Below are 18,191 nucleotides of genomic sequence, written 5' to 3' on the forward strand. Positions count from 1 at the left end.
GGGTCGTGCCTACCCCGTGTGTGGTGGGGGGTGTGCGGGGGGGTCGGGTCGCCCGGGTCGTGCTCTCCCTCCTGGGGCCGGGGCGGGGGCTCGCCCCCCCCCCCCCCCCCCCGCTCCGCACCGGGCCGCCGGTGAAGATCAGGTCGGCGGGAGCGTTCTGCATGAGGACCTCTTTCCCGGGGTACGGCGCCGAGGGCGGGCGAGCCGGTCAGAGCAGCTTCCACGCCCCGGTGAGCGTATCCCGCAGGATCTGCTCCATCTCGTCGAACTGCGTCTGGTCGCAGATCAGCGGCGGGGACAGCTGGATGACCGGCTCACCGCGGTCGTCCGCGCGGCAGTAGAGGCCGTTCTCGAACAGGGAACCGGAAACGTGGTCGCGGAGAATGCGCTCGGACTCCTCGGCGTTGAACGTCTCCTTGGTGGCCTTGTCCTTGACCAGCTCGATGCCGTAGAAGAACCCGGCGCCGCGGACGTCACCGACGATCGGCAGGTCCAGCAGCCTGTCCAAAGTGGACTTGAAGCGCGCCTCGTTGTCCAGCACGTGCCGGTAGATGCCTTCGCGCTCGATGAGGTCGAGGTTGGCCAGCCCCACGGCGCAGGCCATCGGATGCCCGCCGTAGGTCGACCCGTGCATGAACGTCGTGGAGGTGCGCAGGAACGGCTCGGCGATCCGGTCGCTGATCAGCACCGCGCCGAGCGGCGCGTACGCCGAGGTCAGTCCTTTCGCGACAGTGAGGAGGTCGGGCTGGTAGCCGTACCGGGACGCGCCGAACTGGTGGCCCAGCCTGCCGAACGCGCAGATCACCTCGTCGGACACGAGCAGGACGTCGTTGTCGTCGCAGATCTTGCGGACCCGCTCGAAGTAGCCCGGCGGCGGCACGAAGCAGCCGCCGGTGTTCTGCACGGGCTCGAGATACACCGCGGCGACCGTGTCCGGTCCCTCGAACTCGATGGCCTGCGCGATCTGGTCGGCGGCCCAGCGGCCGAAGGCCTCGTAGTCGTCCCCGTGCACCGGCGCGCGGTAGAAGTTGGTGTTCGGCACGTGCCGGGTGCTCGGCACCAGCGGCTCGAAGTCCTGCTTCGCCCCGGGCAGCCCGGTGATCGACAGCGCGCCCTGTGAAGTGCCGTGGTAGGCGAGCGAGCGGCTGATCACCTTGTGCTTGGTGGGTTTACCGGCGAGCTTGAAGTACTGCTTGGCCAGTTTCCAGGCCGTTTCGACGGATTCGCCGCCGCTGACGGTGAAGAAGACGCGGTTGAGGTCGCCGGGCGCGCTCGCCGCGAGGCGTTCGCCCAGCTCGATCGCGGCCGGATGCGCGTGGCCCCACAGCGGGAAGTAGTCCAGCTGACGCAGCTGGCGGGCGGCCGCGTCGGCGAGTTCCGCCCGGCCGTGGCCGACCTGGACGGCGAACAGCCCGGCGAGGCCGTCGAGGTAGCGCTTCCCGTTCTCGTCCCAGACGTAGGCGCCCTCGCCCCGCACGATGACCGGGGTCTTGTCGGCCTGCGCGCCGTGGCGGGTGAAGTGCAGCCACAGGTGGTCGGCGGCCGAACCGGAGAGGCTCGGCGAGCCCGCGGGAGCGGGTTCGGTGGTTGCGGTCATGGCTATCCCTCACAGCGTGTCGGTCGGGCTCGATGGACCCGTTATCGCATATTGCGGGGAGCCTTGGCAAGGGAATCAGTCGTAATTCGTGGTTCTGCTCGACTAGATCGATTGTCCTAACCGGATAGTGCTACGGATTTCGTTGTGTCGAAGTCAGTGGCTGTTCCACTGGTAGGTCTGCTTGATCAGCTTGAGGTAGACGAGCGTCTCCGCGCTGCGCACGCCGGGCAGCGTGCGGATCCGGTTGGAGAGCAGGTCGAGCAGGGCGGCGTCGTCCGCGCACACCGCCTCGCAGATGATGTCGAACCGGCCGACGGCGATCACCACGTAGTCGATGTCGGTCATCTCGGCGAGCGCCTCGGCCACCGGTTCGATCGGGCCGTCGACGGTGATCGTGATCATCGCCTGCCGGAACATGCCGACCTGCAAGGGATCCGTGACCGCGACGATCTGGATGACCCCGCTTTCGGCGAGCCGCTGGACCCGCTGCCGGACCGCCGCCTCGGACAGCCCGACCGCCTTGCCGATGGTGGCGTAGGGCCGGCGGCCGTCCTCCTGGAGCTGCTCGATGATCTTGCGGGAGAGGTCGTCGAGCTGGGGAGCGGGCCGCTCGGAGGGGTGCGCCTTGCGGTTCATCCGGGGTTCCTTCACGCTGATCGTCGGTGGGGTCGAGCGGGGTTCCGGCGATCGTATCCGTGCCCCGGTAGGCCAACAACCGACGAAATCCGCAGCGCGGATACCGCCATCCGGCGGTGAGGGCGACGTCTCAGCCGGAGAGCAGGGCACGGTAGTGGTCGGTCGCGGGCTTGATGCCGTGGTCCGGATCGGCGTTGTAGAGGCCGTCCGGCCCCTTGGGGCCGAAGCTGTACGGCTGGTACAGCGTCGCGCACGACGGTTCGCACTCGGCGAGCCGCTGCCAGCGTTCCCATTCCGCGTCGTACCGGGCGAGGTGGTGACGCATCGCGGCCTTGTCGTACCGGCCACCGCGATCCCCGGCGAACCCGCGCAGCATGACCTCCCAGCCGTGGTGCACCACCCGGTGCCACGACTGCCCGTACCGCGCGGAGACCCGCAGGTAGTCCCGGTCGGCGTGGTCGCGCAGCGGGAGTGTCCAGGACAGCGCCACGATCTCGTCCCACATCCGTGCCGCACGCTGTTTCTCGTCGAGCACGGTCTCGACGCGGCCGGCGGCGACGACCGCGGCGAAGTCGCTGGTGAGGTCCTTGTCCGAGCCGCCGAGGAACTGGTCCCTGGTCCACATGAGCTTGCCCATCGGGTGCACGACGCTGTAGTGCCCGCGCAGCACCCCGGCCGCGGACAGCAGCGCGAGCCGCCGGAACCGGCGGAGCTGGTCACCTCGCAGGCCGAGTCTCGACGAAGCGTAGGCGGTGAACGCGCCTTCCTCGCCCAGCCCGGTGTCGCGGGCCCAGCGCGCCATCACCCAGGTGTTGAGGTCGCACCAGAGCTCGTTGCGCAGATACGGTCCGCGCCACCCGCCACCGCGCGACCACGTCCAGATACCGGCGACGATGGGGTTGCCGATGACATCGGCGAGGCCGATCGCGCCGGTCCTCGGCTGGGTGCGGAACTCCTCGAAGCCGTTGACCACGCCGTCGATCACGTAGTTCGGGAAGGCGCCCTTCCCTTCGTACTCGCGCTGGCACTGGACCTCGATGATCTGCCGGTGCCTGCCGACGCCGATGGTCTGGTTGAACGGGATGGTCCGCCAGAAGTCCTTCGCGGTGTGCTTGATCGAGAACACCAGGTTCTCGTGCGTATCGACCTTGTCGGTCACCTGCCGGTAGAACGTGGGGTCGCTGGTCAGCTTGTCGCTCCCGGTCGACCACGTCCGGTAGAAGATCCGCTTGCCCGCGCGGACGCAGACCTCGTCGCGCAGGATGCCGAGCAGCGTCAGGTGGCTGCCCTCGCCGTTGGTGATCGGGTTGTTCCCGGTGTGGAACGGCATGTTCTGCAGGTATGTCTCCCCGGTGCGCACGACGAGACCGTCGAGATCGGGGAACCGGGTGAAGACCTCGCGCAGCATGAGCCGGTGGATCCGCTGGGTGAGCGGGCGTTCGAGGCTGATCCGGCCCTTGTCGTCGAGAACCTGGTCGCCGTAGAGCTCCACCAGCCGTTTCGGCAGCACGATGATGTCGGTGAAGACGTACGCGGCGATCCCGGCCGCGTGCGCTCGCGCGATATGGGCGTCGATGGTCCGTGCCGCCGCCTCGACCCAGGCACGGCCGGGCGAACCCGCGGGGAAGACACGCGGATCGAAGGAGTCGAAGGTGATCGCGGCGTGCGGTGGTTTGAACTCGTTGATCACCTGCCCGTCGTAGCCGTATTCCTTGAGCTTCGCGGGATCGGTGAACCGGCTGGAAAACGACGGTTCGCCCGGGTTGTTCTGCACCATGTCGAGCAGGAACGGCAGCCTGCGCCCGGCCGGTTTCGGCGCGGCGAACGCAGGCGTGGCGAGTGTCGTGCCCGCTAGGCCCGCCGCGAGGACGAGGCCGCCCCGTAGCGCGGTCCGTCGGCTGGTCTCCCGTTCGAATGCCGCGCACATGGGCGGTTCCTTCCGCTATTCACCTCGAATAGATCAGATGTATTCGTGCTGAGCGTAAGAACGCTGTGAGGTGGCGTCAACCGCCGCGTGCTGGAAGACTGGCGTGTTCATCATCGTGAACACCACGGTGAATAAGGGTTTCGCTGGCCACGTCGAGGTGGGACTCTTGCCTCGGCGACTCTCGGCCTGGTACGCCTGGAACGCTTAGACATCTGATGACCACTGCGGGACTTCGGGAGTGAGGCAACGATGCCGGAACAGCGTGGGATCAGCCGACGCAGCATGCTCGCCGCGGCGGGCGTCGCCGCGGGCGCCGGGATGCTCGGATTCACCGCGCCGGCCGCTCAGGCCGCGGACCTCGCCCGCCCCGCGGCCACGCCCTGGTTCCCCTCGGCGAAGTTCGGGATCTTCATCCACTGGGGCGTCTATTCCGCGCTGGCCTGGGGCGACGCCAAGCACGCCGCCGAGTGGTACCTCTACGCGATGAACGTCACGGATCCGGCGCGTGGCACCGGAACCCGCGATCACCACCTGCGTACCTATGGCGCGAACGTGAACTACGACGACTTCATCCCGCGCTTCACCGCGCGCCGCTACGACCCGCGTGCCTGGGTGCGGCTTTTCGAGCAGGCCGGAGCGCGGTACTTCGTACTCACCTCCAAGCACCACGACGGATTCCAGCTGTTCGGTAATCCGGCGTCGGACCGCAACTCCGTCCGGCTCGGGCCGCACCGGGACCTCGTCGGCGAGCTGTTCCACGCCGCCCGGCACTCCGGCCTGAAGCGCGGGCTGTACCACTCGCTCGGCGAGTTCTACAGCCCCGCGCTCGGCACGCCGCCGCGAAACCCTTACAGCGGCGTGGAAATCCCGTACACCGGCTATCGTCCGGTGACCGACTACGTGCGCCAGTACGAGCATGTCCACCTGAAGACCCTGATCGACCGTTACGACCCGGATGTGCTGTGGGCGGATGGCCAGGGCTACCACGAGTTCGGCGGCGGCTCGATCTTCCGGCCGAAGGTGTGGGACTGGCACAGCGACGAGATCCTCGGCTACTACTACCGCAACGCCGCCAACCGGCCGCGTCCGAAGAGCGTCGTGGCCAATGACCGCTTCGAGGCCGCGCACCCGGACTTCGCCACCGTGGAAGGGGACAACAAGAAGTACGTCCTGCGCCCCGACCCGTGGGAGGCGTGCCTGAACATCGGGAAGTCGTGGGGATACAACGAAAACGAGGATCCGGCGAAGATCAAGTCCTCGGCGCGACTGGTCCAGTTGCTCGCCGAGGTCGTCAGCAAGAACGGCAACATGCTGCTCAACATCGGCCCGCGCGAGGACGGCACGATCCCGGACTGGATGAGCACCCGCCTGCTCGACGTCGGCCGCTGGTTGCGGATCAACGGCCGCGCGATCTACGGCTCGGTACCGTGGCAGCGGGCGATGGACGGCGACCTCTGCTACACCCGCACCCGCGACGCGTTCCACCTCATCCCGCTGCACTGGCCCGGCGCGAAGCTCACCGTCCCCGGCGACGTCCCGATCACCGACCGCTCGCGAATCCGCTTGCTGGGCGGCCATTCCCGCCCGCTTCCGTGGACGCGCGCCGCGGACGGGATCGTCATCGAGCTACCGGCGCGGCGCACCGACGACTTCGGTGAGGAGTTCCCCGCGGTCCTGTCCGTGAGCCGCTGACCCGCGTCTATTGACCGGACTGACGGATGATCTCGTCGACAACGCGCGCAAGCGGTTCGGTGGCGTCGATGACGATCCCGTTCCTGGGAACGTCTTCTTTCGTCTGATGCAGGCGCACGATGAGGTCTCGTTCCGATTGCTTCGTGCCCCACTCGTTGTCCGGCCGCTGGTCGAGACGCCGATGTAAGGTTTCGATGTCGACCTCGAGGACGAAGACGCCGTCGAACAGATCGATGAACTTCGAGAAGTTCCTGGAGCCACCGCAGAAGAACGTCACCGCGTCGTCGTGGTTGGCTATCAGCGATTTCACCTTGTCGATCTGCCAGATATGATGCTCGTGCCTGAACCCGTCCAGTGGCTCGCCGGTTTCCGGGTGGCCTTGATAGGCCAATTCGCGGTCACCATGGATGGCATGGTAGCCGCGCCGGAGCAATTCTGTGCACACCGAGGTCTTGCCAGTGCCGGAAACGCCTTCGATCAGGTAGTTCTTCATGCCCATCACCAGACAGTACAAGAGCGGGTGAGCCGAGCTGCCGGGTTGAGCGGAAGGTCTGTCTCGCCGGGCCGGTCTGCCCTAGCTTGCGAGGGGGCGATGGAGAACATTGCGTCTAGGTGTGCGTAAGGGATCTACGTAGTCCGGCGGGATGAACTCGGGGAGTCCGTCTTCGGCGACGCGGACCTTCCAGTTGGCTTTGTGGAGGAGTCGGTGGTGCGCTCCGCAGAGCAGCACGAGATTTCGGAGGACGGTAAATCCGCCGTGTGCCCATTCGATTATATGGTGGGCGTCACAATGTCGGGGCTTGCGATGACAGCCCGGGAAAGCGCAGCCACCGTCCCGAATGTTCAACGCTTTTCGTAGCGCCGGGGTGACGAGTCTCTTGGCGCGCCCGAGGTCGAGGGGTTCGCCCTTGGTGCCGAGTACTGCGGGGATGACCTGGCAGTCGCAGGCGAGCATCCGGGCGTCGGTAGCGGAGATCTGCGAGACCATGTCCAGGCACGCCGTACCGAGCTTCGACTTCAAGTCGTCCAGCGTGACCGTGACCAGGAGTTGGGCGCGGTCGCCGCCGGGCACGTCCGGAACATTGGCCAGCATGGCGATGGCTTCGCCGAAGGCTTCCCCGTACCGCTGGGACGGCGACCGCAGGTCCGGCCATTTGTCTTCCCCCGCAGGCCTGGGCGTGGCGAGGGGATCGAGGATGGTGCTGAGGCGGGTCCCGGTGATGGGGTCGAGCTGTCCGTCGATGTCGAACCAGCTGTCTTTCCGCTGTCGCAGCCGCAACTCGGGCTTCCGCTCCGGCGGGTCCGGGTCTTTCGGTTCCTTCCCGTCCTGGTCCATCCGCGCCAGCAACTCATCCGCGGCCTTGACCACTTCTTGCGGTGTGGCGTGGCGAGCGAGTTCGACGAGGATCTTCTCGGCTTTGCTTCTGTCCTCTTCGGACACAAAGCTGGGAACCTTCTTGAGGAACTGGAGGATCCGGTCGCTGTGGTGTGGTCCGATCTCACCGTCGAGTGCGGCCGCGTGCGTTGCTGGCGCTGCGGCGGGGAGTTCGGTACCGTCGATGTTGCGGCCAGGGTTCAGCCCGTGGGCTCGGTCGAGGTACTTTTTGGCTTCACCGCGCGACATTCGTGCCATGTGCGCGAACCATGCCGCTGTCGACCCATACCCGTACAACTCGGACACGCCGCGAGAGTCGATCTCCGCGAGGTACTGACCAAGCTCAGCGTCCAAGCGCCACAAGGACTCCAGTCGCGTACGCACCTCGTCGGCGAGTGCACGACCGGATCGCCGCCACAGCTCCTGCGGCGGTTCCAGAGTGGACAGAGTCTCGGACACGCCACCATCATACCGCGCTAGTAGAACATATGTACGACACGAACGGGTGAAGTAAATGGTCAGGTTTCTTTGCTTGCGCTGGCGGGGTTTGGGATGGTTTTGCTGGGAGAGAAGGGGTTCGTCCGTCGTGTGATGAGTTGGCCGCGTTGTCAACCGGTATCCACTGGCTGGGTCGCGGGATAACGGGTTCGCTGTGTAGCGATCTCAGGATCGATGCCACTTTCTCAATGATCGTGGCATTCGAATGCCACGCAAGACCGTTGTAGCAAGCCTTCGGCTGTGGGCAGGGCTCACCGTCAGCGCGTTACCAAGCCATCGCGGCCGAGTGATCGGCCACCAGTTCGGCCAGCCGGTCAGGGGCGGCTTGAGTCGCCGGCCCGCCAGGGCCGATTTGAACGTCCCGTGTGCTGGTTCCCGGCTGCTCGCTCAGGGCGCGAACCGTCCCGACACCGCGTTCGACCAGAACGATGGCCGTGGCGACGACACCCTCCAGCAGCGACCGCAGGATCAGGTGGTTCGACTCCCGATAAAGCCGGGTCAGAGCGTCGGTGAACCGTGTGAAGGCAACGAGATCGATCCCATGGCAGTCCGGATCGCCGGGTCCGCACCTGCCGGCACCGATCCCCGATGGCAGCCCGACCAACGGTTCCAGAGCCTTGGTCATACTCACGAACAGCTTGCCGGGGCCATTCGACGGATTCCACAGCGTCTGCTCGCCGACATCGAAATACTGGCTCATGACCTTCCCTCCTCGACCTCGGACACGACAGGCGCCGAGCATGCACATGGTTGCTCGACGAGGCCGATGATGCCTGCGACATGGTGGGCCACTGCGAGGGGAGTGAGGCCGTCGGTGCCGATCACGTGATCGGCGGTGGTCGTCTGCGCTGCTTCATAGCGAGCACGGAAGAAGTCGTTCACGGCCGGTCGTGCGGGGTCCGCTTCGAAGCGCCGGCGCCAGGTGTCGTAGCTCGCGCGCAGGTGAATCGATATGGTCGGGGTACCGGCCGGGAGTAGCGCGGTGACGAGGCGCTGCATGTCCGGGGACTGGAAAACCCAGGTGATCAGCAGGATGTCGACCTCGGCTTGGGCGGCGTGGGCCGCGACGGCACGCAGGTTGGCTCGCACCATGGTCTTCATCCGTTCGTCGACGCGCCAGGGCTGGTGCAGCCACAGGTGGTCGACGTCGACCCATTGGACGAGATCCGGCCCGCGCTCCGCGAGAGTCAGCAGGCAGCCCGCCACGCTGGACTTGCCGACACCGGGCGCTCCGCCCAGCAACACCGTATGCACCGGCGAAAGGTAGCGGCGGCCGGTGGTCCATGCCACCACTTTTCCCCGACGATCGGAGCTGGCACGCCACTTCGCCGGATCCGTACTCTGGGTACGCCCGTGCCCAGAGTGATCGGGAGGAACGATGGGTGATCAGGCGAGGTCCCGGCGTGCGTTCCTGCGTGGTTCGTCCGCGGCGGCGGTGAGTGTCGCGGCCGTGCTGGCCGGGGCGGGAACCGGTTACGGGAGCCCGAAAGGCGGGCGCTCGGTGGCGATTCTCGGGGGTGGGGTCGCCGGGCTCACGGCGGCACACGAGCTGATCGAACGCGGCTTTTCGGTCACCGTGTACGAGCGGAACGTCTTGGGTGGCAAGGCACGCAGCATCGGTGTGCCGGGCTCGGGCAAGGACGGCCGCCCCGATCTGCCCGGCGAGCACGGATTCCGGTTCTTTCCCGGGTTCTACCACAACCTGCCGGACACGATGCGCCGGATTCCCTTTCTCGGCAAGCAGAACGGTACGTGGGACAACCTCACCCGGGCGAGCGCGGTCCTGATGTCCCGGATGGGCGGCCGTGCCGATCTGACGATTCCCTTCCCGTTCCCGCTGCCGACGAATCCGCCGCCGCTGACCCCGGAGAGCTTCCTGGCCTCGGTGATCTCGATGTTCCAGACGCTGCTCCGGCTCCCGCCGCACGAGGCCGCGTTCGCCGCCGAGAAGCTGCTGGTTTTCGTGACCAGCTGCGACGAACGACGCCGGGGACAATGGGACGACGTGACCTGGGCGGACTACACGCGCACGGCGTGGTTCTCCGGCGAGTACGACAAGCTCTTCGCCGACGGGCTTATCCGCAACCTCGTCGCGAGCAAATCGAAGGACGCCAGCACCTACTCGATCGGCGTGGTCGCCGAGGCGGTGTTCTGGAGCCTGATGGGGCTCGGCAACGAGTCAGGGTCCAGTGTGGACAGAGTGCTGTGCGGAAGTACCAACGAGATGTGGCTCGATCCGTGGATCGGCTACCTCCGGGCGAAGGGCGTCGCGTTCCGGGCCGGATGGGCTGCGGACGCGCTCGAGATCGGCGGCGGCCGGGTCACCGCGGCTTCGGTGGTGAACAAGGCAGGCGAGCGGCGCCGGGTGGAGGCCGGCTGGTTTCTCTCGGCGATGCCGGTCGAGCGCGCGATGAAACTGCTCAGCCCGGCGGTGCTCGCGGCCGATCCCGGTCTCGCCGGAATACGCGAGCTGGGCACCGACTGGATGGTGGGCCTGCAGTTCTTCCTGAACCGGGAACTGCCGATCACGCCGGGGCACGTCAACTACGAGGACTCCGCCTGGGCGATCACCTCGATCAGCCAGCAGCAGTTCTGGAAGCGCCCGCTCGACGGTTACGGTGACGGCACCGTGCGGGACTGCCTGTCCACGATCCTTTCGGACTGGGGCAGGCCGGGGAACTTCACGGCGAAGACGGCGCGGCAGTGCACTCCGGAGCAGATCGCGGCCGAGACGTGGGCGGTGATGAAGGCCCATCTCAACGACACCGGTCAGGCAGTCCTCGAGGACGACATGCTGCACTCCTGGTTTCTCGACCCCGCGATCACCGGGGCCGGAACGTCCGATGTGGACAACGACACGCCGTTGTTCATCCAGAAACCCGGTACCTGGAAGGCCCGGCCGACGGCGAGAACCGCGATTCCCAATCTGTTCTTCGCCGGCGACTGGATCAGGACGAACATCAACGTGACCACAATGGAGGGTGCGAACGAGGCGGCCCGGCAGGCGGTCAACGGCATCCTCGACGCCTCGGGCTCGGCCGAACCGAGGTGCTCGGTCGCGCGGCTGTGGGTCAACCCCGCTTTCGACGCCTTCAAGGCCGCGGACCGCGGGATGTACCAGCTGGGGCTGCCCCACGCGTTCGACCTGGCGGATCCACGACGGCCATAGCGACCTCCCTTGACAGCCCGGGACCCAAGTTGTACATGTTTGTACATGTCCGCACGAGTGGGTTTCGGGAAACGCTCCAAGCTGGTGGAGGACCTGGCAGGGCAGATCAGGTCCGGGCGGTTGCCGACCGGCGCGCGGCTGCCGGGCGAGAACCGGCTGGCCGAGCTGTACCAGGTCAGCAGGGGCACGGTCCGCAGCGCGCTGTCCGAGCTTCAGCAGCGCGCGCTGATCACGACGCAGACCGGTGTCGGGTCGTTCGTCACGTTCGACGGCGTCCATCTCGACCAGGGCGTCGGCTGGGCCCGCGCGCTCGCGGAGTCGGGGTTCACGCTGACCACCGAGCTCATCTCCATCACCACCGTGCGTGATCAGGAGCTGTCCGAACAGTTCGAAGTGGACAGTTTCGTCGCGGTGCTGCGCAGGCGCCGCGCGGAGAACGGCCACCCGGTGTCCCTCGAACGGTCCCTGCTGCCCGGCGACGGCCCGCTCGCCGACCTCCCCGAGCGAGGACTCGTCGACGACTCGCTCACCGCGACGCTCACGGCCGCGGGGCTGCGGGGCGTGAGCGGCGAGCAGTGGATCACCACGCGTGCCCTCGACGATCAGGCCGAACTGCTGGAGCGCGGTCCCGAGGAGCAGTTCCTGCAGGCCGTCCGGATCACGCTGAGCGCCACCGGGACGCTCGTCGAGCACGTCACCAGCCTGCTCGACCCCGCCCGGTTCCGCTTTCACCTGCGGTTCGGCCCCCAGTGAAGCCTTCAGCGAAGTCCCCAGTGAGCCGGGAGAGAGCGCTCGGCGCGTTCTACGGGCTCGCGATCGGGGACGCGCTCGGCATGCCGACGCAGTCGATGTCGCGGACCACGATCGCCGAGACGTATGGGCCGATCACGGGCTTCCGGGACGCGGTCGCCGAACAGCCGATCGCGCCGGGCATGGCGGCAGGGTCGATCACCGACGACACCGAACAGGCACTGCTCGTGGCCCGTCTCGTGATCGAGGGCGACGGCCACATCGAGCCCAAGGCGTTCGCCGACGCCTTACGTGACTGGGAGGCGGACATGATCCGCCGCGGCTCGCTCGACCTGCTCGGCCCTTCGACGAAACGCGCGCTGGACCGGCTCGACGCCGGGGTGCCCGCAGAGGAGGCCGGTCGCGAGGGCACCACCAACGGCGCCGCGATGCGGATCACCCCGATCGGGATCGCGACGCCGCTGGGCGAAGGCTTCGTCGACGCCGTCGTCGAGGCCAGCCGGGTCACGCACAACACCGGGCTGGGCATCGCCGCCGCGGCCGCGGTCGCCGCCGCCGTGTCGTCCGGTGTGGACGGTGCGGACCTCAAGTCCTCTTTGGACGAATCGGAACGCGCGGCCGCCGAGGGCGCGCGGCGGGGTTATTGGATCGCGGGCGGGGACATCGCCGCCCGGCTCCGCTGGGCACGCGGCTGGGTGCGCGGGATGGACCGTGCCACGCTGGCCGACGCGCTCGCCGAGGTGATCGGAACCTCGGTCGCCGCACAGGAATCCGTGGTCGCCGCGGTCGCGCTCGCCGAAGCACTCGGCGACGACCCCGCTGCGGCGTTGACACTGGCCGCCGAGATCGGCGGCGACACCGACACCGTGGCTGCCGTGTGCGGGGCGATCCTCGGCGCACACCACGGCATCGCCGGGCTTCCCGCACACCTGGTGCGCCAGGTGCGGGAGGTCAACCGGCTCGATCTGGCCGCCCTCGTGGACGGCCTGCTCCATCTGCGAGGTAGGCATGGTCAAATCGGCTCAGGAGACGGCGGAACGCGCGGGCGCGCTGGAGACACGCGGCATTGAACCCGTGCCCGCCGCCGAGCGTGGCGGGCATCCGATGCAGTTGTTCTGGGTGTGGTTCGCCGCGAACATCAGCATTCTCGGGCTGCCGCTCGGCGCGACGCTGGTCGCGGTGCAGCACCTGGCGTTCTGGCAGGCGGTGATCGTCGCGGTGATCGGCGCCGCCGGTTCGTTCGCGATCGTCGGCGTCGTCTCCATCGCGGGACGTCGTGGCGGCGCTCCCGGGCTGACACTTTCGCGCGCGGTGTTCGGTGTGCGGGGCAACTTCGGGCCGACGGTGGTGTCGCTGATTTCCCGCCTCGGCTGGGAAACCGTGAACACTACCACCGCCGCGTTCGCCTTCCTCTCGCTCTGCGCGATCCTGTTCGGCACCGACGCCGGGGCGAAGGCCTCGCCGGTGCTGACGATCGTCGGCGTCGCGTTGTTCGTGCTGCTCACCGTCACCGTGTCCGGGCTCGGGCACGCCGTGCTGGTAGCGGTGCAGCGGTGGTCGACCTGGGTCTTCGGCGCGCTCAACATCGTCGTCGGGGTCAGCCTCGTCACGCGGATCCACTGGGACAAGGTGTTCGCCGCCTCGCCGGCCCCGGTCGGCGCGATGATCGCCGGGATCGGCACGATCGCGGCCGGTACCGGGATCGGCTGGGCGAACGCCTCCGCCGACATGTCGCGGTACCAGTCACCCGCCGTGCGAGCGGGCTCGCTGATCGCCTCGGCCGCCGCGGGTGCCGGAATTCCCTTGGTGCTGCTCATTTCCCTGGGCAGCCTGATCTCGGCGGACGACCCCTCACTGGCCTCGGCGGGCGACCCGGTGGCCGCGATCCGCGAGCTGCTGCCGGGCTGGATGGCGGTGCCGTACCTGATCGCCGCGTTCGGCGGACTGTTGCTGTCCAACCATCTTTCGGTCTATTCCGCCGGGCTCACCACGCTGACGCTGGGCATCCGGATCAAGCGGGTGTACGCGGTGGTGGTGGACATCGTCGTGACGTTCCTCGGCTCGCTGTACTTCATGCTGGTGGCCGACGGCTTCTACGGCCCGTTCATCGCGTTCATCAGCCTGCTCGCGGTACCCATCACGGCCTGGGTCGGTGTCTTCCTCGTCGACATGATCCGCAGACGTTCCTACGATCCGGAGGCGTTGATGGACATGCGCCGCACCAGCGCGTACTGGTACCGCGCCGGTTGCGAACCCCGTGCGTTGTTCGCGTGGGCGGTGGCGATCGTGGCGGGCTACCTGTTCACCACGGCGGGCACCGGCAAGGACGTCTGGTTCGCCGGCCCGTTCGCGCAGACCTGGCTCGGCGTCAACGGAGTCGGCTGGGTCGTCACTTTCCTTGTCGGCGCCGGGATGTACGCGGCGCTCGGCGGAGCGAGGAGCATCCGATGACCGGCCGTCTCGTCCACACCGGACAGGCCATTGTGGACCTCGTGATGCGGGTCGGCGCGCTGCCGCCGCCCGGTGGGGACGTGCTCGCCTCGGACGTCCGGCTCACCGCGGGCGGTGGCTTCAACGTCATGGCGGCCGCGGCCCGTGCCGGGGCCGAGGTGATCTACGCGGGTGAACACGGAACCGGGCGGTTCGGCGACATCGTCCGGGACGCGCTGGCCGCCGAGGACATCGCGCTGGTCCAGCCACCGACCACACCGGACACCGGGGTGTGCGTGGCGCTGGTGGACGCGACGGGCGAGCGGACGTTCATCACCGAGACCGGCGCCGAGGGCACGCTCACCGCCGAACATCTCGGCCGGGTGGAGCTGGAGAACGACGATCTGGTCTATGTCACGGGATACAGCCTGGTTCGTGAGTCCAATCGGGACGCGTTGCTGGCCTGGTTGCCGGAACTGATGGGTCAGCTCGTGCTGCTCGACCCCGGACCGCTCGCGGGTGACATACCCGCCGACGTCTGGCGCGGACTGCTCCCGCATGTGGACGTCCTGTCGTGCAACGCCGCCGAGGCGCGCACAATGTCCGCTGTGGATGGTGTGGACGAGGTGCCGGTGCGGATCACCCGGATCGGCGCCGACGGCTGCGACGTGACCGAGGACGGCGTGACCGTCCGGGTGGGTGGTTTCCCCGTCGATCCGGTGGACACCAACGGGGCAGGGGACGCGCACACCGGTGTGCTGGCCGCGGAACTGTTGCGGGGCGAGGACATCCTGGTCGCGGCCGAACGCGCGAACGCGGCCGCCGCGCTGGCCGTCACCGAATACGGCCCGGCGACGGCGCCGAAGCGCGAAGAGGTCGAGAAGTTCCTGGTCGCCAGGGCGGTCGCGCACTAGGTCAGTGCTCGTCCGTGGGCTCGGCGACGGTGTCGATGGCGTGGACGAGCTCGTCCAGCGCGGGCAGCGCGGCGGTGAGCAGATGCTGCCAGCCGGGGTGCAGACGCTCGACAGCGGCGCTCAGGATCGCGTCGTTCGTGGCCTGCCAGGCGCGGACGGCCTTCGTGCCCTCCGAGGTGAGCCGCAGGGAGACCGTACGCCGGTCGTCGCCGCCGGCCCGGGTGATCATGCCGCGCTTCTCGAGGCCGTTGACCAGCGTCGTGACCGAGTTCGGTGCCAGGTGCAGCGAACGCGCCACCCGGCTCGGGCGGGCGCCCGGGTTTTCGGCCAGTGAGGACAGGAGTTCCAGTTGCGCCACCGAAAGCGTGTTGCCAGGGTCCTTGGCCCGTGCCGCGCGCCGCATGGCCCTGCGCAGCCGGGCGACGGCGTCGGCGAGTGAGCTTTCCTGGCCGGTCATCGGTTCGCGCCCGCAGGGCGGAGCAGCAGCCCGGTGAGTCCCATGAGGACGGCGACCGCGGCCATCGCGCCGAGTGCGCTCAGCGTGCCCAGCCCGCCGGACCCGAGGTTGAGACAGAAGGTGACCAGTGCGATCCCCAGCGCGGTGCCCAGCCCACGCGCCATGTTGACCAGCCCTCCTCCGGTGGCGGACATCCGCCGCGGGATCGCCGCCATGATCGCCGCGTTGTTGGCCGGGATGAACACGCCCAGCCCGGCCCCGGTCAGGGCGAGGAGCATACCGACCGCGAGCGGGGTGCTCCCCGCGAGCAGCAGCGAACCGACGCCCAGCACACTGATCGCCGCGCCGAGCGTCGCCCGTGCCCGGGTCGGCCAGCCCGGTGGCACCACCTTGCCCGCCGTGAGCGCGGCGAGGGCGAATCCGGCGGGCAGCGCGGTCAGCACGAGACCGGCGTGGGCGCCGAGAACCTGCGGGAACAGCGTCAGCGGGCCGAACAGCACGAGATAGCCGCACAGCGCGCCGGCGAGCCCGGCCCAGACCGCGCGCGGGCGCAGCACGGACAGATCGACCAGCGGATTCGCCGTCCGGCGTTCGGTCAGGTACAGCAGCACCGCGCCCACCACGAACCCGATGGCGAGCGTCACCACGGCCCAGGTGGGGAGACCGAGGCCGGAGAACCCGGAAAGCAGCAGCAGGACCGACGTCGTGGTGAGCAGCAGCAGGCCGAGCCCCGGCCAGTCGAACCGGCCGAGCGGCGTGCGCTCTTGCGTGCGCGGCAGGAGGAATCGCCCGGCGAGCAGGGCCAGGCAGCCGATCGGGACGTTGACCCAGAACACCCACCGCCAGCCGGCGGTGTCGACGAGCAGCCCGCCGAGCGCGGGACCGAGCGCGAGCCCCAGCGCCTGCGCGGCGGCCTGGACGCCGAGCGCGGTGCGGGCCTGGTCGCGGCGCACGCTGGTGACGACCAGCGCGACGCTGTTCGCCTGGAGCATCGCGGCCCCCAGCGCCTGCAGGACGCGGAACCCGATGAGCCAGCCGAGACCGGGTGCCAGCCCGCACGCGGCCGAGGCCAGGGTGAACACCGCGAAGCCGTAACCGTAGACGAGCTTGCGGCCCAGCGCGTCGGCGACGCGTCCGGCAACCGTGACCAGCCCGACGAGGGTGAGCAGGTACGCCAGCGACACCCACTGAACGGCTGCCAGTGGCGTCGCGAACTCGTGCTGCAGCGCGGGGAAGGTGAGCGTGACGATGCTGGCGTCGAGCTGCCCCATGAACGCTCCGAAGCAGACGGTGCCCACCGCGAGCCAGCCCGCCTTCGGATGCTCGCGGACGGCCCGCGGCCGCGGCGTCTCCACCATGAGCACTGGGTGCCTCCTTCCTAGTTCATTCTGACACAGAACTATTGCTCACGCCCAGGCGCTGTGGTTCGGGTAGTGTGCGTCACACCTCGTTCTGACGCAGAGGTAACCTGTGGTCGGGGTCGTGAAGGACTCCTTACCGGCACTGAGCGCCGGTAAGGAGTCCTTCGCGGACGAACGCGACCGCGATTCCGGGCGCCAGGGGTAACGCTTTCTTCGTGACGCTTTCGTGATTTCGGTTTACCGGCACCGAAAACCGGGCCCTTCGAGTGAAAACGCGGCACGGGTGAGCCTGGGTAACGAATTCTCCGGCCGTGACGACTGAGCAGCCGTGAGCGACGCGGAACCACCGGCGTTGTTCGTCCTGTAGGGCAAGAGTGGCACCGGAACGGAACAGTGAGCCGATGATGCACCACAGACGCTGGCGAAGAATCGCCACCATCGCCATGGCGGCCGCGCTGGTCGCCCTCCCGTTCGGCACGGCTTCCGCGAGCGCCGACGACGTGCCGAGCAGCGCGGTCACGGTCGGCGCCACGACTGTCCATCGTGGTCAGACATTCACGGTGACCCAGCAGATTCACAACACCCAGCAATTCACCGTCACTTTCGCCAAAGCGGCGCTTTATGGCCAGCAGACGGCGATCACCGATCTCGCCGACCTGGTTTCGTGCACCGGGACGACGGCGCCGTGTTTCCAGTACGGCAGCAGCTATCGCGCGCCGTTCGGCGATCTCGCGGCGGGGGAGACCCGGACCGTGGTGTACACCCTCCAGGTCAAGGACACCGCGCCGCTGGGCACGGTCACGCTGCAGCATCAGTTCGTCGGCGACAACTACGCCTTCGAGACGCTGACCGGTCCGGACCTCACCGTGACGCAGGGCGTCGCGGACGTCGGCGTGAAGCTGACGGCCGCGCAGCACGGGCTCCTCTCCCCGGAGATCGACTACACGATCACCCTGACCAACGCGGGTCCCGGCGACGCCTCCGCGGTGCGGGTGGCCGCGACGTACTCGTCCGCGCTCCAGTTCACCCGCTCGGCCGACTGCGCGCATCCGGCCGGGACCAGGACCGTGACCTGTGACGTCGCTTCGCTGCCCGCGGGGTCGAGCAAGAACCTGCGTTTCACTGCGAGCCTCGGCGTCCTCACGCTCGGCTCGTTCACGACGACGGCGAAGATCCTCTCCAGCTTCCCGGCGGACCCCAACGCGGCCAACAACAGCGCCAGCAGGACGTGCACGGCCCTCACCGGCCTGATCATCAGCTGCTAGCCACTCCACCCCCTCCGGGGGGGGGGGCCGGGGGGGGGGGGCGCGGGGGCGGGGGGAGGCCCCCCCCGCCCCCGCGCCCCGCCCCGCCGCGGAGGGGGCGTGGTCGGGGCGGGTCTAAAA

At 68.4% G+C, this 18,191-nt stretch carries 16 protein-coding genes; 7 read left to right on the forward strand and 9 right to left on the reverse strand.

Features of this window, described 5'->3' with window-relative positions; all coding sequences use genetic code 11:
- Positions 1-208 precede the first annotated feature (208 nt).
- The 3 genes from ACFWY9_RS12570 to ACFWY9_RS12580 all read right to left on the reverse strand — a co-directional run bounded on the left by ACFWY9_RS12570 (position 209) and on the right by ACFWY9_RS12580 (position 4,160).
- Complete coding sequence (locus ACFWY9_RS12570; RefSeq protein WP_378338889.1) at positions 209-1,597, reverse strand: aspartate aminotransferase family protein; 1,389 nt, start codon at positions 1,595-1,597, stop codon at positions 209-211.
- A 153-nt stretch (positions 1,598-1,750) separates the two neighbouring features.
- A complete protein-coding gene (locus ACFWY9_RS12575; RefSeq protein ID WP_378328091.1) occupies positions 1,751-2,233 on the reverse strand; it encodes an Lrp/AsnC family transcriptional regulator in 483 nt (160 codons plus the stop codon).
- 130 nt (positions 2,234-2,363) lie between these two features.
- A complete protein-coding gene (locus ACFWY9_RS12580; protein ID WP_378328092.1) occupies positions 2,364-4,160 on the reverse strand; it encodes a hypothetical protein in 1,797 nt (598 codons plus the stop codon).
- Positions 4,161-4,409: 249 nt separating this feature from the next.
- On the opposite strand from ACFWY9_RS12580, the gene ACFWY9_RS12585 reads away from it, so the two are divergent.
- Positions 4,410-5,852, forward strand: a complete 1,443-nt coding sequence (locus tag ACFWY9_RS12585) for an alpha-L-fucosidase (protein ID WP_378338890.1) — start codon at positions 4,410-4,412, stop codon at positions 5,850-5,852.
- 7 nt (positions 5,853-5,859) lie between these two features.
- On the opposite strand, the gene ACFWY9_RS12590 is transcribed toward ACFWY9_RS12585, so the two are convergent.
- From ACFWY9_RS12590 to ACFWY9_RS12605, 4 genes are all read right to left on the reverse strand, one after another.
- Positions 5,860-6,351 (reverse strand): AAA family ATPase, encoded by a 492-nt coding sequence (locus tag ACFWY9_RS12590; protein WP_378328094.1) that lies wholly within the window; start codon positions 6,349-6,351, stop codon positions 5,860-5,862.
- Between the two features lie 75 nt (positions 6,352-6,426).
- Positions 6,427-7,686: a DUF222 domain-containing protein gene (locus ACFWY9_RS12595; protein WP_378338891.1), complete on the reverse strand. Its 1,260-nt coding sequence runs from the start codon at positions 7,684-7,686 to the stop codon at positions 6,427-6,429.
- 304 nt (positions 7,687-7,990) lie between these two features.
- Positions 7,991-8,425, reverse strand: a complete 435-nt coding sequence (locus tag ACFWY9_RS12600; protein ID WP_378338892.1) for a DUF6086 family protein — start codon at positions 8,423-8,425, stop codon at positions 7,991-7,993.
- Positions 8,422-9,015: a hypothetical protein gene (locus tag ACFWY9_RS12605; RefSeq protein WP_378338893.1), complete on the reverse strand. Its 594-nt coding sequence runs from the start codon at positions 9,013-9,015 to the stop codon at positions 8,422-8,424. The genes ACFWY9_RS12600 and ACFWY9_RS12605 overlap by 4 nt, the downstream gene beginning before the upstream one ends.
- Before the next feature lie 88 nt (positions 9,016-9,103).
- Between ACFWY9_RS12605 and ACFWY9_RS12610 the strand changes: the two genes are divergently transcribed.
- The 5 genes from ACFWY9_RS12610 to ACFWY9_RS12630 are packed head-to-tail and all read left to right on the forward strand — an operon-like array spanning position 9,104 to position 14,988.
- Complete coding sequence (locus tag ACFWY9_RS12610) at positions 9,104-10,894, forward strand: FAD-dependent oxidoreductase (protein WP_378338894.1); 1,791 nt, start codon at positions 9,104-9,106, stop codon at positions 10,892-10,894.
- Positions 10,895-10,939: 45 nt separating this feature from the next.
- A complete protein-coding gene (locus ACFWY9_RS12615; protein WP_378338895.1) occupies positions 10,940-11,647 on the forward strand; it encodes a GntR family transcriptional regulator in 708 nt (235 codons plus the stop codon).
- Positions 11,648-11,667: 20 nt separating this feature from the next.
- Complete coding sequence (locus tag ACFWY9_RS12620) at positions 11,668-12,714, forward strand: ADP-ribosylglycohydrolase family protein (RefSeq protein WP_378328100.1); 1,047 nt, start codon at positions 11,668-11,670, stop codon at positions 12,712-12,714.
- Positions 12,653-14,095: a purine-cytosine permease family protein gene (locus ACFWY9_RS12625; protein ID WP_378338896.1), complete on the forward strand. Its 1,443-nt coding sequence runs from the start codon at positions 12,653-12,655 to the stop codon at positions 14,093-14,095. The genes ACFWY9_RS12620 and ACFWY9_RS12625 overlap by 62 nt, the downstream gene beginning before the upstream one ends.
- The gene (locus ACFWY9_RS12630) at positions 14,092-14,988 is read left to right on the forward strand and encodes a PfkB family carbohydrate kinase (RefSeq protein WP_378338897.1); all 897 of its coding nucleotides are present in this window, start codon (positions 14,092-14,094) and stop codon (positions 14,986-14,988) included. The genes ACFWY9_RS12625 and ACFWY9_RS12630 overlap by 4 nt, the downstream gene beginning before the upstream one ends.
- Before the next feature lies 1 nt (position 14,989).
- Here ACFWY9_RS12630 and ACFWY9_RS12635 read toward each other — a convergent pair whose 3' ends face one another.
- Positions 14,990-15,445, reverse strand: coding sequence for a MarR family winged helix-turn-helix transcriptional regulator (locus ACFWY9_RS12635; RefSeq protein ID WP_378338898.1), 456 nt, complete (start codon positions 15,443-15,445; stop codon positions 14,990-14,992).
- On the reverse strand, positions 15,442-16,803 hold the full coding sequence (locus tag ACFWY9_RS12640; RefSeq protein WP_378328114.1) for an MFS transporter: 1,362 nt from the start codon (positions 16,801-16,803) through the stop codon (positions 15,442-15,444). The genes ACFWY9_RS12635 and ACFWY9_RS12640 overlap by 4 nt, the downstream gene beginning before the upstream one ends.
- Before the next feature lie 404 nt (positions 16,804-17,207).
- Here ACFWY9_RS12640 and ACFWY9_RS12645 point away from each other — a divergent pair, with 404 nt between their 5' ends.
- Positions 17,208-18,071 (forward strand): hypothetical protein, encoded by an 864-nt coding sequence (locus ACFWY9_RS12645; protein ID WP_378328104.1) that lies wholly within the window; start codon positions 17,208-17,210, stop codon positions 18,069-18,071.
- Positions 18,072-18,191 lie beyond the last annotated feature (120 nt).

Origin of the sequence: Amycolatopsis sp. NPDC059027 (assembly GCF_042739735.1) — a bacterium.
In the GTDB taxonomy this organism is placed as follows: Bacteria; Actinomycetota; Actinomycetes; order Mycobacteriales; family Pseudonocardiaceae; genus Amycolatopsis.

Bases quoted from the DNA above. Each gene is read 5' to 3' on its own strand.
- ACFWY9_RS12570 (WP_378338889.1), bottom strand. From the start codon at position 1,597: ATGACCGCAACCACCGAACCCGCTCCCGCGGGCTCGCCGAGCCTCTCC.
- ACFWY9_RS12575 (WP_378328091.1), bottom strand. From the start codon at position 2,233: ATGAACCGCAAGGCGCACCCCTCCGAGCGGCCCGCTCCCCAGCTCGAC.
- ACFWY9_RS12580 (WP_378328092.1), bottom strand. From the start codon at position 4,160: ATGTGCGCGGCATTCGAACGGGAGACCAGCCGACGGACCGCGCTACGG.
- ACFWY9_RS12585 (WP_378338890.1), top strand. From the start codon at position 4,410: ATGCCGGAACAGCGTGGGATCAGCCGACGCAGCATGCTCGCCGCGGCG.
- ACFWY9_RS12590 (WP_378328094.1), bottom strand. From the start codon at position 6,351: ATGGGCATGAAGAACTACCTGATCGAAGGCGTTTCCGGCACTGGCAAG.
- ACFWY9_RS12600 (WP_378338892.1), bottom strand. From the start codon at position 8,425: ATGAGCCAGTATTTCGATGTCGGCGAGCAGACGCTGTGGAATCCGTCG.
- ACFWY9_RS12610 (WP_378338894.1), top strand. From the start codon at position 9,104: ATGGGTGATCAGGCGAGGTCCCGGCGTGCGTTCCTGCGTGGTTCGTCC.
- ACFWY9_RS12615 (WP_378338895.1), top strand. From the start codon at position 10,940: ATGTCCGCACGAGTGGGTTTCGGGAAACGCTCCAAGCTGGTGGAGGAC.
- ACFWY9_RS12625 (WP_378338896.1), top strand. From the start codon at position 12,653: ATGGTCAAATCGGCTCAGGAGACGGCGGAACGCGCGGGCGCGCTGGAG.
- ACFWY9_RS12630 (WP_378338897.1), top strand. From the start codon at position 14,092: ATGACCGGCCGTCTCGTCCACACCGGACAGGCCATTGTGGACCTCGTG.
- ACFWY9_RS12635 (WP_378338898.1), bottom strand. From the start codon at position 15,445: ATGACCGGCCAGGAAAGCTCACTCGCCGACGCCGTCGCCCGGCTGCGC.
- ACFWY9_RS12640 (WP_378328114.1), bottom strand. From the start codon at position 16,803: ATGGTGGAGACGCCGCGGCCGCGGGCCGTCCGCGAGCATCCGAAGGCG.
- ACFWY9_RS12645 (WP_378328104.1), top strand. From the start codon at position 17,208: ATGATGCACCACAGACGCTGGCGAAGAATCGCCACCATCGCCATGGCG.